The organism is Pseudoalteromonas sp. L23 (genome assembly GCF_021728455.1).
In the GTDB taxonomy this organism is placed as follows: Bacteria; Pseudomonadota; Gammaproteobacteria; order Enterobacterales; family Alteromonadaceae; genus Pseudoalteromonas.
Window position 1 is genome coordinate 16,698 of the sequence record NZ_JAKKCW010000001.1, and the last position, 14,719, is coordinate 31,416.

At 39.9% G+C, this 14,719-nt stretch carries 12 protein-coding genes; 1 reads left to right on the forward strand and 11 read right to left on the reverse strand.

The genetic code is table 11. The annotated features are described in order from the left end of the window. Window positions 1–4: 4 nt before the first annotated feature. From L3V43_RS00080 to L3V43_RS00120, 9 genes are all read right to left on the reverse strand, one after another. Entirely contained in the window at window positions 5–799 is a 795-nt protein-coding gene (locus tag L3V43_RS00080) for a hypothetical protein (protein WP_237115950.1), read from the reverse strand. Window positions 800–1,241: 442 nt separating this feature from the next. Next, window positions 1,242–1,835 (reverse strand): type I-F CRISPR-associated endoribonuclease Cas6/Csy4, encoded by a 594-nt coding sequence (cas6f, locus tag L3V43_RS00085; RefSeq protein ID WP_237115949.1) that lies wholly within the window; start codon window positions 1,833–1,835, stop codon window positions 1,242–1,244. Further along, window positions 1,832–2,854, reverse strand: a complete 1,023-nt coding sequence (gene csy3, locus L3V43_RS00090; RefSeq protein ID WP_237115948.1) for a type I-F CRISPR-associated protein Csy3 — start codon at window positions 2,852–2,854, stop codon at window positions 1,832–1,834. The genes cas6f and csy3 overlap by 4 nt, the downstream gene beginning before the upstream one ends. Further along, window positions 2,854–4,905 carry a type I-F CRISPR-associated protein Csy2 gene (locus L3V43_RS00095; RefSeq protein ID WP_237115947.1) on the reverse strand — a complete coding sequence of 684 codons (2,052 nt, stop codon included), beginning with the start codon at window positions 4,903–4,905 and terminating at the stop codon, window positions 2,854–2,856. Before L3V43_RS00095 ends, csy3 begins: the two co-directional genes overlap by 1 nt. 3 nt (window positions 4,906–4,908) lie before the next feature. Continuing rightward, complete coding sequence (locus tag L3V43_RS00100; protein WP_237115946.1) at window positions 4,909–5,604, reverse strand: hypothetical protein; 696 nt, start codon at window positions 5,602–5,604, stop codon at window positions 4,909–4,911. Continuing rightward, window positions 5,594–6,085, reverse strand: coding sequence for a TniQ family protein (locus tag L3V43_RS00105; protein WP_237115945.1), 492 nt, complete (start codon window positions 6,083–6,085; stop codon window positions 5,594–5,596). Before L3V43_RS00105 ends, L3V43_RS00100 begins: the two co-directional genes overlap by 11 nt. Window positions 6,086–6,175: 90 nt before the next feature. Then, window positions 6,176–6,466 carry a hypothetical protein gene (locus L3V43_RS00110; protein ID WP_237115944.1) on the reverse strand — a complete coding sequence of 97 codons (291 nt, stop codon included), beginning with the start codon at window positions 6,464–6,466 and terminating at the stop codon, window positions 6,176–6,178. 20 nt (window positions 6,467–6,486) lie between these two features. Further along, the gene (locus L3V43_RS00115; protein ID WP_237115943.1) at window positions 6,487–8,292 is read right to left on the reverse strand and encodes an ATP-binding protein; all 1,806 of its coding nucleotides are present in this window, start codon (window positions 8,290–8,292) and stop codon (window positions 6,487–6,489) included. Between the two features lie 18 nt (window positions 8,293–8,310). Beyond that, a complete protein-coding gene (locus tag L3V43_RS00120) occupies window positions 8,311–8,613 on the reverse strand; it encodes a helix-turn-helix transcriptional regulator (RefSeq protein ID WP_237115942.1) in 303 nt (100 codons plus the stop codon). 298 nt (window positions 8,614–8,911) lie between these two features. On the opposite strand from L3V43_RS00120, the gene L3V43_RS00125 reads away from it, so the two are divergent. Beyond that, complete coding sequence (locus tag L3V43_RS00125) at window positions 8,912–11,179, forward strand: ATP-binding protein (RefSeq protein ID WP_237115941.1); 2,268 nt, start codon at window positions 8,912–8,914, stop codon at window positions 11,177–11,179. A gap of 18 nt (window positions 11,180–11,197) precedes the next feature. Here the strand turns inward: L3V43_RS00125 and L3V43_RS00130 are convergent, their stop codons facing one another. Further along, window positions 11,198–13,534: an AAA family ATPase gene (locus tag L3V43_RS00130; protein WP_099032022.1), complete on the reverse strand. Its 2,337-nt coding sequence runs from the start codon at window positions 13,532–13,534 to the stop codon at window positions 11,198–11,200. 171 nt (window positions 13,535–13,705) lie between these two features. Continuing rightward, a complete protein-coding gene (locus L3V43_RS00135; RefSeq protein ID WP_237115940.1) occupies window positions 13,706–14,719 on the reverse strand; it encodes a TniB family NTP-binding protein in 1,014 nt (337 codons plus the stop codon).

The window sequence follows — 14,719 nt, forward strand, 5'->3', positions numbered from 1 at the left end:
CACTTTACACACCCAATGAATTAGTGGGCGTTTGGGAGAAGGTTTCGCTCTGTAGGATTTCGGAGTTAATTTTATAAAATACAGGCTCTAAGAAGTCATCTAACTGCTCAAAGTCGACTAGGTTATCTCGATTAGCCCCCTCATCAAGTAGCGCCTTACATTGTTTGAAGTCTTTTTTTGAGCAACTTCTAGCAACTAATAAAATATCAGCTTCAAGTCTTTCAAAAACAATGTCTAGAGCTTCTTCGTTCATCATACTTGAACACTCTTGAACTAGCTGTTTTTCCTGTTCCTGTCCTAAATTTTCATCTGATAGAACATTTAGGTTTTTTAAATATTCATCGACATGAGGAATGAGCAGTTCCAATTGATCATGCCCTTTCAACTTATACGCAAGAATAGGGTTTATAGTAGCAAGTTCACTTAAAGCCTTTTCATATGGCTCCAATAGCCTAACCTTGATATCTAGTTTTTGAGAATTTATTAAATTGGTTAAATATTGAATTATAAGCTTTTCAAATTGCTCATTCAGGCTGTGATCTTCCCAACCGGTTTCGTTGCTAACTTTCCTTAGTTTATTCTGCGAATACACCATGTATTTCTTAGCAATAGTGCGAGGGTTAAAAACGGTCTTTAGTAGTGAATATCTAATTTCTAGTAATAGATACAACACTACTCTAGCGCTCTTTTTCCTATCTTGCATTACTTTGAAAAAATACCCCACAACCCCAAACAAGGTTGTTAGAAAGATCCCAAAGAGTGTTATCAAAGCAGCAATTATTTTCCCATCAACTTCCATTGATTCTCCTGCAACCCCAACCCATATACAAAGCTTCATAACATTGGCGGGCGCTCCTAAAAAACACCATATTTACATAAAAAACAAATATGGCAACCAAAAAGCACGAATTTGTAACGCGCTAGTTGTATGTAAAACAAAAGCCCCAGTAAATTCTGGGGCTTTTAAATTGGCCTCTGCCTTTTCGGCAGTTATATGTCATTCGATGTGGTTGTTTACTTCCTGGCCTAATTTCAGCTGCCTATTCGGCAGGTCACAATACATCACGCAGATGCAGTACCAGGTTACAATTTCCAGCTGCCTATGCGGCAGGTCACTATTAACGTTAGACCAAAACTTTATAAATTCCATACGATTAAACCTACTTTCGGCTAATAACCTTTGCTTTACCAACGGCTCGTAACTCTTTGATATACAGCAGCACTCCTAAAGCTATTGATATTTAAAAGCTTAACAACGGAACACTGCCTTTGTGCTCTTCGTTTGTTGCAAAGCCATAGCTGTTAAAAGTGTTTTGTATTGAGACTGTTGGCCCTAACCTTAGATGCAGTACAAAGTCGTTTTGATTGCTTTTGCTGGCGATAGGGATTTTATGAAATGCACTAATTTCTTTATCGTCCGGTACGTACTGCGGTATGTATTCTTCACCTCTGGCTTCGGCTCTGCGTTTTGCGCGTGCCATTCGGCGGCGTTTTTCGCCCATAAATAACTTATCCAGACTGTGGTCACGGATAATCTGTACTTCAGGGGCATCGACTGGTACTGGCTTTATAGCAGATATTTCAAACAGCTTGTCGTGGGCCATCATTTCAAAATAGTTTTGCTGACTTAGGTTTTTAAGTGCGGCTTTATCTTCACTTACAAAAGCTATCTGATTGCCTAGGTGTTTGTCGGTCCATTTGGGGAAGCTGACACCAATGTGGTTGCAGCTTCGTTTGTTCATAAATCCGTGTAATATGCCAATGCAGCGGCCTGCTAATAGGGTTACATCACAGTTTGTTGGTAGGTAAGTAATGGTGAAATATGCTCGGCTCATTCTTTGGTCCTTTGGAATAATCCACCTTTGATTAAAACGGCTGCTATATAGTGAATATGGCTGGCTTGCTCTTGGTTTTTTAGGCCGTTTTGCTCCATTTCTTTTACGTATAGCGCGACTTTTTGCAGCAGTGAATAAAAGTCTAAACGGTTGCTTGGTGCGCGTCTGGCAATCACGTTTTTGTAATCTGCGCCGTATTCGTGAATTCTTAGCCGCTTGTTTGCGTCTTCATCGTACCAGTCATCAATCATTTGAATGGCAGCCCCCACCTTTTGTGAGTGAAAGCAGGCTGCGTCTTTACCCGCTACTTGGGTGTAAGCGTAAGCTCTTGCTACGTCATCGTTTTCTGCGAACGATTGGCTTGGATAAATCTCCTGCCCAAAGTAGGTGCCGAGCTTGGCGGTTACTTCTAAAAAGCAAAAGCTATATGGGTCTTCTAGCCCTGTTTGGATCACTTCTGTGAGTGTATGCAACGCGTCTTCAGCCTCGCGCCATTTGCCATCCCAGCGCAAACGGTTGGCTTTGCTGATGCTGATAGGTTCAAACCCTTCGCCAACTATCTCTAAATCTACATTAGGTGATGCTTTGTTTCGCCATAGCCACTCGCACATGAGAATATTTTTAGCATAGCGCTTTGCCAACTCCCCAAAGCCACCATGCTGCTTATAGGTGTTCATAAACCGCGTTAGCCAGTAACTTACTTTTGGTTCACCACATACGTTAGGTTCTAGGCTGTTTGCTTCTACTCTGAGTGAAAATCGGCAATAGAGTTGTTGCACCGTGGGCGGCACATAGCAAAGTTCTATGGTGTGTGGATTACCAAAGGCTAAGTCTTGCGGGGCAAGTTCTTTGGGGGTGGCTTCATTTTTATAGGCTTCGGCGAACCCTGACTTTTGACCTCGGATCTTTTGCCGTTCAATTTGTAATGGTTCAAAATCGCTTTCTGGCGTTTTATAAAAAAATACCGCCTTACCTGGCGAGAGCGAGCGGGTGTATGAGAGCTGGCGCGGGAGTTTCATTAGTCGTACTCAAACTTGGCTTTTTTCATAAGCATAGATGCTTTTTTGCAATGCATGGCCCAAAACCCGTGATTTAAAAAATGCCGAGCGCCAGATAGCCGAACTGTGACCGCATCAACACATTCAAGCAACCCAATAACAGGCTCAACATAGCAATGTAACTGGGTGATTGAGCCTTGCCTTGGTTTTGGTTCTTCAAGAGCTAAGTAACCCAGTGCAGCTGGCCGCATAGTAGGTCGCAGCGTTAACTGCTCAGCCAGTTCCTCAAAACTGCTTACCTCGACCGAGGTTGGATAAAGCCACGAACCACCTTTAGGTAACGAGCGGATGCGCTCAAACAATGCCAGTGGTTTTGCATAGACTTGGCACCAATCAACTTGATCATATAACGATGGTGGATGGAGCGTGCCACCCGCATAGCGCGATGGAAATGCCGCTTTCAGCAGGTTTTCAGACAAGTCGTTGGCAACAGCTTGATTGTTGGTTTGCACCCTAAACACCAAGTCAAAACATATATCGCACTTAGGTATTTGCATAATTGCTGAACGCAGCGGCACACGCTTTTGACCGTCTTTTTTGAGTTTGTTGGGCTCTGGCAACTGCTTGTTGTTGTGCAATTGATACGAGCGAATATACACAGCCACACCAATCACATGTACGCCACTGCCTAACAGCTTTTGCAGCTTGCGTTGAAATTGATGCCCCAAACCTTCAAGCGCGGTGATTGACGGCATACCCATTAAGTAAGCATTCGGCATTGCCTCGGCGTTGTAGACTCGCAAATTCTGACAATGCACGTACTGAATATGCCCGGCCTCAAGCTCGTCCTCTTGGTTATTTTGATGCGATAGCACATAGCTAAGTTGCGCTTTTAAAATAGGCATTAGTTCTGGGTGATAAGCGTAACGCTTTAAGTATTTCAGCCCACTCATTTGCCTGTTTAACTCTTGGCTTAAAACAAGCTCTAACAGCTTGTATTCTTGCGTGGCTAAAAGTTTTACTGGTTCAGAGTCTGAGTCATTTACCGTTTCGTTTTGCGCCAACTTTATGAGCTTTTCTAACCAGCCATAAAGTGCTGTTCGTAACGCTTTAGTTGCCGCAATACGTGCCAAGCGCTTTTGCCTCAACGTATTAAACGGCTTTGACTTTGATAGCACCAGCAAAGCCTCACTCACTGTTTTGCTATTAAATGCTGCCACATTAAAAAGCCGTTGCTCATCTTGGCTGTAGTAGTCGTTAACGGTTGCAGAGCTGTAGGTTTTGGCAAAGTATTTAAGCACGTTCACTCTACCGCCCTGTGCGCTTGGCAGCACTCCCACATTTGCAGAGCGATTGTGTTCAATGATCCCACGTTTAAGCAAACCGCTGCGCGTTGCCATTTGCAGCGCAGCTAAAACGGCATGGCTCACAACGGGCGATACGCTCAAATAGTCATGTTCAATTGGAATAAGCAACTGAGGGGTGTAATTACTAATTTGATCTGGGAGCTCTTCACTGGGGAGCAGTGCAGAAATTTCCTCACAAACTGCTACCACATCTCTTTTCAATAACCCTAACTCTCTAAACTGCGCTATCCATAAGCGCTCTTGCTTTGCTAGCATTTGCGCCAAACATACAGGCTCCCCATGCCAAATAAATCCAGTTAAAAACAACTTCGCCTTATTGATTTTACCGCTGTCGTGCGACCAGCCTAATTGCATTGGGTAACTGGCGCTGCTGACTACCCCAAGCCCACCATCAACTACTTGCGCCAATAGCCTTTGGTGGCTGACTCGAATATCAGGGTATTTTAAATTATGAGTGTGATACCATTTTACTTCATCAATACAGGTTTTAAGGTGTTGCTCATCACGCAATGCGGCTTTGGCGGCACTTACACTCATTAAGTCTTTTATGTCTTTTCTCTTGTAGGTGAGGTTAATTAAAATCACCAACGCTTGAGGCTCACTCCCTGTAATATCAACATGTTCAGAGTATGGGGCAAATGCCGCTCGTAGCGTTTGGGTAAGCTCTTTGCTTGAGGTATTTTGAAGTAGTGTGTGCAGTTCCATTGATCACCATGGTGGTACAAATTGTTGTTGATTATTAGGCATGTTCGGTGCAAAAGACTGCTGTAGTTCAATAACCTGCCTGAGGTAAAACACGTTATCGCTCGGCTTTAAAAACGTATTCTTTTTAGGTGGTTGAGCTACTGCCAAAAAGCCCTCTTCGTATAACCTAAATACTTGCTCGGTACTTGTGCCAAGAATTACGGCCGCATCGAGCATTGAGAGTAGTAGATCACCTAAGTTTGGGTGTTTTTTCTTTGGGTTTTGCTCAACGAGCTTGGTTAAAAATGCAATGATGGCCAACTGCACCGTGTTGTAGCCTTGCGAGCCAGCGCAGGCCAGTTTGCTGTCTTTAAGCAAGCTACCAAATACATCATTAAATGGTGTGTGGTTAAACGGTCTAAGCTGCTTTACTTTAGCAAGTTCAGCGGTATTACTTAGTTCATCCTCAAACCCACTGGGCCAGTTAGAAAAGTAGCTTACAAACAACTCGCTAAACTCATCGTCATCATAGCTGATAGATTGCCACTGGCTAAACCAAGCCAGAAGCCCAACGAGCTTTGCAGCAGCATGACTTGCAAGGGCATTTGCCAATTTTAAATCTGCTTGATTTGCCTTTGGGCCTTGCTTGATTGCAGCACCACACTCACACTCTAAAAACGCCTCAGGCGCTCTGTAATCAATTTCAGCATCACATTGCACATATTCTAGTTAATTGCTGATTATGCTTATGACAGGCTTTATAGACTCTTAAATGCCAAAGGTAAGGTATGTGCGCATCTTGCTTTAAACATTCGGTGCAAACAGGAACCCCAGACTTACGAAGCAACTGACGAGGCACCAATAACCCACCACGAGAAACCGCCGTAATAGCACCAAACTGTGTATTACTGCGGAGCCAACACAAGTTAAGCAGCTCAGACGCTTCAACCCCTGCTAGCTGCGCAACCAACCGCAGCGCTCGAACCCGAAAATTACTCGATTGCGATGCCTTATATACATCAACCGATTGCAACTCGTTTGGAAAAGCCCCCTCCAGTTCGTGATCTTGCGTAACCAACCAATCCCACAAAATATCGGCCATATCAGCAAAACCAAGGTAACCATTGTCTTGTGACAAACGAAACAAGTAGCTTTCAATGGTTTCATCAGAGTAAGGAGTTGTTTGAGAAAGGAATTGCATTTAAAACCTAAACTAAGGAAAACTTAGTTTAGGTTTAGCTGAATACTTATTTATTGCAAGTCGAAATGTCACTTTAATTAAGGAAATAAGTTACTTGTGTTCTCGCCACTCTATTAATGCTGATTGAACATCATATGCCTGTCTAAACCCTTTAATACACCGGCTTTCAAAGTACTTAGGGTTGTACCGAATACTATCCGCAAGCTCATCGATATATTTTTTACCATTTTCAGTGTAACGAGCAGCTTCTGCATTTGATAACTTAACTTCCAAGGTAAAAACCCCAACCGTTCCAGCTATAACAGATATAAAGTGCTCATCACCGCACCGAAATAAGAGCCAAGACATATGCTCTTCGTCTAGAACTACCACTTTTTTCATCGTTGTACTCATTATGCCAACTAGCAGTTGTGTGCCTCAATAAACGCCCAGATCTTATCGCAAAGGTCTCTTAATTCTGGAGTCAATTGCCAATCATCAGATTCATTCATCACTTCAATTGCTGTATTGCAAAACTTAACTTTGTCTTTGATAGTCCCCGAATCGTCCTTATAGAACTTTCTTTTGGTACCACTATTGTTAGTAACATACGATTCCAAAATAGCGCCAACCCCACGCGTTTCAGATTTAAGCTTATCTTCTGTCAGGTTTTTGAAGTTATCAATATGGCATCCATCTCTGCCTCTAAATGTTCCCCAACGCCGTTTGGCCGTTTCTACAAATGGGTTAAACGGTATATAGTTTTCAATTTCTTTCCATTCTAATAAAAGGAAATTGTCGCCTAAGCTAGACTCAAGTGCTTTAACTCTATCACCTTTGCCATCAATATCAGCGTCAGCGATTAACAGTATATTTTGCGATAACTTTTTTGCTGGTGTTTGTGCATCACTTCCACTCTTATCTGAGCTAAAATCCCAGTGAGTAATATTGCTTCCCTGATATTCGGTAAACACATAGTGCAGGTTCTCATGCAAACTTTTTAACTTGTTAGCTCGGTCCTTATCGTCAAGCTCTTCAATATATTTTTTAAGGTATGTTCGCAAATAAAGCTTATCTGTAACGCCTTCAACCCAAATTGAGCAATTAGCTAATAGCACGGAGGAAGCTCGCACTCCCAACTCTGACAGTACATCACTTAATTCCAATGCTGGTTGAACTTTCGTTTCTCCGTTGATGCGTGAAACTCGCTGTATTGAAACATCATCACGCTCCTGAGCTAAGTCTAAAAAGTGATTTGAATGAGTAGTCATAAAAAACATATGCTCTTTGTGCTTAGCAAATGTTTCTATCAATGTGCGCTGCAATCCGGCATGAAGATAATGTTCAGGTTCCTCTATAAAGAACATAGTCGGTTCTTCGGCCATAAACACTTTAAACGTCAAGATGATTATCGACTGTATACCATCGCCTAAATCGTAGATTGGTCTATCTTCATCATCACCCTCTTTAACATAAACAACATCCTTATCGACCATAGGTACGAGCGATATGTCGTTACCGAAAAAGAAGTTTTCAGAAAGGTATCTTTCGAAATCACGTACTTTTTGTCGTTTGTCATGAGAACCTAGCAAATGCTCCTTCAAATCCTCATACAAACTATGCCCCGTAAATATCTCTCCACCTTTAGATGATGTTGAAAAATAATCTTTAGCGGTTCGAGCCTCAAAGATGTCCTCCTCTGCTACTTGCCTCAAGCTTCGTAATGTCGGTATATAAACTTTAGGCCAGTTTCTGGTTTGATATTCAACTGTGAATTTTTCCACTGACAAAGCAAAACGTGAGTCAACCCACTTGATGAAATTTGATCGAAATTCCTCTTCATCAACTCTTCGTGTATAGGCTGAATTATGCCTTGATTCTGAATACACAGTAGCAATCAAAGTCTCAAAATTATTTGGCTGGCTTTTAATCTTTTGAAGGCAATGTTTTAACTTGCCTAAATGAATATACTTGAGAGTAAATGGCGTATGAGCTGTAGAAGATTTTTCTAAGTAGTCTAAAAGCTCATCGGCTACATACCTTATGTTTAGTTCTGAGATATCGTAAGTCCAACTTTCTCGAGCTCCTGTAAAAAGCTCTCTCAGTTTTCGGCTTTTACCTGAGTTGTTAGGACCAATAAAGAAGTTAATTTGACGGGTATTTTCCAGTTGCCAAAGCTCTTCATCAACTTTTCCGATTCTCTCTATTAAATTTGTATTGATTTCCATATTCAATTTGATTCACTATTATTTTTTAGAACCTAAAGCTTTGAGTAACTCTTTTTGTTCTTCTTCTGTAAGTTTACCGAGTGCACGTATTAACTCAGCTAAAGTATTATCTTCACAATAAAAATAAGCAACCGGCACGCCTAACTCATCAGCGATTCGCTTCATGGTTGTAAAGTCTGGTGCATGCTTACCTTTTTCGTACTGGTTCATTCTTGCGCTGGCCGTGTTGGGCTCCATACCTAAAGCAATACCTAGCTGCTGTTGCGTGTACCCAGCGGCTTTTCGGGCTTCTTTTAGGCGTAAGGGCGTTGGTGATTCCATGAGTACCTTAGCTACTAACTTCAATAGCTAAGATTCTCTTAGTATAGCGGCCACTTTGGTACTAAGGAATACTTAGTTTAGTTGCAATGTCTCCACGTAAGATTTAGAACAAATCGCTACCAGTAATAAAGTTAGGTTGATTAATGCCAGAAAGAAACCGTGCATATTTGAAAATACAAATTACATCACAGCGTGATTTACTTCCTTCTTTTAACTAGTTTTATTTGTAAAATCATAAGGTCGATGTCATAAAGTTAGTCTGCGGCCGTTTTCTCGAAGACTAAGGGAGTATTACCAGATGACAAACCTTGCTAATTTATCACATATTGATTTTGAGGAATTATGCATCGACATCATCCAAAAAGAGACTCAAGAAAGGTTTTCTTCTTTTGGACCAGGAGCTGATGGTGGCATTGATGGCCGACATTCAAAAGGCGATAACTTAACTATTATACAGTGTAAGCATTACATACGCTCAAACTCGTCCGACCTAATAAGAGCCGCAGCAAAAGAGTTACCAAAAATCCATAAATTGGGAGCTAATAAATATATTTTCTTAACCTCATATTCATTGACTCCCGCCCTAAGTGATAGGCTTCAGGGCTTATTTTCTCCATACATTGAGAATGTCGAAATCTGGGGTGCTGAAGATATTCAGAGTGCTCTTAGAAAGAATCCAGATATCCTTAAATCACATATAAAATTATGGCTCACTGACTCAGCAATATTGGACAAGATCCTTCATTCGGGTTTAGAGAGTTTTACCGCTATCACTAAAGAAGAAATTATCGAAGAGTCAAAAGTCTATGTGGTGAACCCAAGCTACGATGATGCATCTACTATTTTAAACGACAAAAATACCCTCGTGATTTCGGGTCCTCCTGGTGTTGGAAAAACGACCTTGGCAAAAATGGTATGTTACCAATACCTTAAAGACGGCTGGTCCTTTCAAGCAATAAACTCTCTAGAACAAGGATATGCGAGAGTTCATGAAACAGAGCCGACAATTTTCTTCTTTGATGACTTTCTTGGCAAAATTGAACTCAATAGGAAAGCCCTAGTTACCCACGAATCAGCTTTAGCAACTTTTGTCAGAAAAATCCAAAGGTCTAACAACTCAAAATTTGTTCTGACCACAAGGTCACATATTTACGAGGAAGCAAGAACTTTATCTGACAACATAGACAGCCAGAGGTTTGAACTATCAAAGTTTGTTCTCAATGTAGGGCTTTATACAAGAAAGATAAAAGCACATATATTATTCAATCATTTATCTATTTCTGAAGTTAGCTCGGAGCATATTTCTAAGCTGTTAGAGGATGATTGGCTACGCCAAATTATCGATCACGAAAACTATAACCCACGTGTTATTTCTCACATGTCTAGTGAGAACATTGCACTACCTTCACCTCAAAACTATCCACAATCAATCTTGTCAGCACTTGAAAATCCGAGCTTAATTTGGGAAAAGGCTTTCAAACAGCTACCTGTTAACTGTCGACATTTATTGATTACGTTATTTTTTTGTGATGAGTACCTCGGAACTGAAATAGAAGATTTAAAAGGTTGTTACATACCACTGCACAGATTGTTATCTGAGCATTATTCCACTCAACAAAAACCAGGTGACTTTGAAGAAGCAATTAAGGTTCTGGAGTCGGGGTTTATTTCAATCTCAAATACTAAAGTAAGTTTTGTAAATCCGTCAGTTCAAGATTTTTTAAAAGCCCACCTAAAAAACGATGAGCTAATATTTCTCGTTTTAAGCAGCGCTACTCGCGTGAGGTTTGTGCAAAAGGTATGGCACCACATTAATTTCCTCTCTACGCAGAACCTACTAAATCTAAAAGCTAGTACGTTTAAGTATGAAAGCTTGTTCCCACTGTTTCTTTCATCACCTGTTTCCTTAGTAGAACAAGAAAATGAGTACACTACCTATAAAAACTATGATCTCTATCTTTCAGATAGAATTAGCCTACTTCTTAATATATTTTTTGACACCTCAGAGATAAAGATCATCGACGCGATCACATCATTATTACTTTCAGACAGTCTAGCTCTAGATGTTTCCCGTGACTCTAGAAACCTTCCAGAAATACATGCTGACATATTGGAAATGGAAGATATCAGTAGCCAACAGAAAATAGCGTTACTTAACTTAATTGAGAACAAAATATGCCATTTGTTGAGTTTGAACATGGACATAGAAGATCTCGTATCTACTATCGAGTATTTATATGAATTCATGCCCGAGTCTTTCACCAGTAAAGTCCAAGTAACCATTAATAGTTTAATTTCTGATGAAATACTAAACGTAAAAAACGGCCATGCATACTTGGAAGATCTGTACGATGTAGATCTATACCTTGAAAGTTTCAAAAAAATAACTGATATAACAAAATACAATACAGATGATATCATCACGTTTTTAGAATCTATGGCCGTTGAAATGGAAGAAGCTGAGAATACAACGAAGAAATCATCAAACGTCCAACGCTCGGATCATATGCTCAAGAGCTTTTCTGACACTGAAATGAAGAGCTTGTTTAATAGTCTTATAAAGTGAAACTTAATAGCCCCCTGATTACATGCGGTTATAAATTAAATCCATCATATCATTTGCCGTATTGCGCACGTCTTCAATGCTCATTTCCATCAATTCATGCATTGGCGGGTTGAAAGTTGTTCTAAATGAATGGATTTCATTAGCTACTGACTCAGAAATAACACCATTATCTCGAAGAGTGTCAATGCAAAATGAAAAATCGCTTTTCATTGTTGCTCCACTAGCTCTCAGTTGATCTTTATATCGATGGCGTAGTTCAGTTTCCAAGAATGGTCGAAGTATTAAGATTTTGTTCTCTTGGGTTTCATTATTGATAAACGCTGTAATTTCGTTATATGCATCATCATGTTCTGTTGCTGTCATCTCCGCTTCTGTAGTAGAGACAAATTCCGATCCATTCGCTGTTTTAACTATCTTTAAGGCACTTGTATTTGCAAACTTTTTTATAGCTTTTGCAGCCATACCTCTGTAATGAGTGGTTATGAACAACTGCTTTATAGATGGCGAAATTTCATAAAGTTTATTCAAAATGCTAGAAATTCGCTCATTATCAAAGCTAGTCACGGGGTCGTCCATAACTAATATCGCTTTAGCTTTATCCTCGGCTGAAAGCTTGTTGATTTTAGCTAAGTAGATGCATAATGCTAAAGCGCGTCTATCAGACTCGCTGAACAAACAGTTCATCTTGTCTCTAGGAATTGCTGTTTCGTTGAAACTAACCTCTAGGTCATAAACTATTTTCTTACCACCGTTGTTTTGCTTTTTGCTAATGTTGAAGTTTCGAGACCCCAGGCTCCGAAACAGTATGTTAATCTCATCAAAGTAGCTATTCAAAAATGCTTCTTGGGAATCTTCCAACATTGTTTTGTTATTATTATATGCTTCTTGCTCTTGTTTAACTTGAGAGTCGAGAGTTCTATAAATTGCACACGTTGCTTCTAATGTATGTCTCAACTTTTTATTTTCTAACACTTTTTGGTATGTATATTCATTTTCTTTCGCCCTTGATAAAACGACTGAATCAAGGCCATCTTTAAATTCAGTTAGCTTCTCGTTAATCGAATCAATTACAACTTTGTATGATTCTTTAGCTTCATTAAATGATTCAATAGCCAACTGAAGAGGTGAAAAGTCAATTACATCGACAGAGTTATATGCTGCTTCGAGTTTAATGTTTAGCAGTTTTAATATGTGAGGCTTAAGCTCATCATGCCTCTCGATAAGTTGCTCAATAGTCGACTTAATTACTTCGAACATATCATCAATAAGTGAGGTCAACATCTCTATTTCCTCTGTAACGGATTTTTCAGGGTATAATTCGATTATTCTTTTGTTTTCATCATGAAGCTGATAAATGGCTTGCTCATCGATAGAAATCAATTGCATAGTCAGTAGTTTAGTAACGTGTTCTTTGGTGTCTTTTACGAAATTGATAAACACTTCATTGAAAGCAACTTTATAGCTATTGATCAGCTCTAATGAACTCCCTTCAAGCTCTTGGCCACAAAACGGGCAGTTTTCATTTAAATGAGTTAAACCACTTGAAGCCCATCCTTTAAAGCCGCTTTGCACCTTTAGATGTTCCATGTGCTCTTTCACTAAGGCTTTCGCATCTGTATGAACTTCTTCCATACTCGTTGCTAAACATTCATTGATGTCATTGCTTATCGCTTTTATATCAAAACCAATGGAAATCTCTTTTAGATTCTTTCTAGCTTTAGATTGGGTGACACTGCCAATTTGTATTGTTAATGATTCTTGCTCAGCAATAGATGCAGCAATTGCTGCATCCAGCTCTTCGATAGTTTCTGATGGAAGTGTGGATACAACAAATGCTACTACATCTGTGATTCCGCTAGTTTCAAGCTCCGTTTTAGCGTTTTTTAAATTTGTTCTTGTAGTGGCTAGAGCTTCTTTTTGTGTTTTGAGACTTTCAAAAAGTTCGGTACTATCTTCACCTAAAATAAAATTTGAAATATTTTCTGAATTTTCTCGGTTATTGACGGTTCCGCTTATTACATTTCGATGAATGAAGTTATGGTCAAAGATGTAGAGGTCACAATCCGCAGGTAAAGCAGGTCCCCAAGCTTCGTTTGAAAATACAGAGATTGGTGCGTCATCGAATTGAAATTCGACGTTCATAGCATTTGCTACTATGCCAGGACTTGGTATTGCCTTCCGATCTTTGATTAATTCAGGGTTATTTGAAGCTAAGGAATAGAAAATATCGCATAGTGTACTCTTACCATTACGATTTTCACCATATATTATATTGACGTCAGAAAATTGTATACCGCCAGCTCGCGCACTATGATAACTACCAATTCCTTCAATTTTTCGTATTCTTCTTAACATTATAATTTCCGTATAGTAAATAGTGGTAGGTGTCACACTACATATTCATATGGAAAAAGAGTCGTATATTCCATACTTTCAGTTATGACGGGTACGCGTGTAGAGTCATTTATTGCTGAAGTTCTTTAAAATGTAGATCGAAGATTGAAAAAAGCAATTTTCATAAGCGTTTCACTTCTTCAACAACTGCACCAACGGCACTTTCTCACAAAACTGGGTATCTATAAATGGGTCTTCATCTTGAGGCCCGTCGGGTTTAAAAGTGGAATACTGTTCCACCTCACAGCCTTGAATTTCATTAACATTCATCTCAAATACATTGTCGAGTTCTGGCCGCCATGCCTTAAACGCGGAACTTAAACATTGCTTGTTTAGTGTTACAGCATCGCTTATTAGCGCTTCAGTAAGTGCTGAGTCTAAGAAGTTTTTCAGCTTTCGAAGGCAACCATTTGAAATGGCAAAAAGTGATAATGCGATATCCAAATCCTCAAAACGAGGTTTGTCTGAAAATGGCAGTCGATTTGCAAACCCTTTAAGAACACGAATAAATAGTTGAAGCTCTTTTTTCTCTGAAATTTTAAAGTAAGGAATAAAACGGCGAATAAAAATACGTGATGACCACTGAGGCTCATCGGCTATTTGATCTATCCAAGGCATACCGACTAATACAATGGAGATTCCTGCTTTTTCATTGATGTATTTAAACTGGTTCGCAATGTCTCGACGCTTTTTGCCGAGGTTGTTTTCAACAAGCTCTTGAAACTCATCAATAATAATTAACTCTGTACCCGAGCGCTTTAATTGCTCAACTAAACTTTCAGCCAGCGCTATCTCATTGCCGTGTTTAAGTCGTTTGCTAGATTTAGCACCAAACTGTCCTAGGTCGTGTAGCAACTGCTTTAAAGTGGATTCAATTGATGGGTTACTCGGTATGCGGCTCAGCAGTACAGGTACTTTTCGCCTACCATCAGCAAAGTGCGGTGGGTTGTTATCGTAATAGTGTTTAATCAATGCCGATTTACCACACCCAGTATCACCACTTAACATCATGCACGGCTTTTCACCTGCAAGGTCGTGATGCAAACGCAGCTTGTCGAAATCATTTATGATGGTCTTTGGTATAGTGTATTCAATAAACACCGCTTTGAATTGATTGAGTTTTGCCTTTTTAGCTTCGGTCAGCAT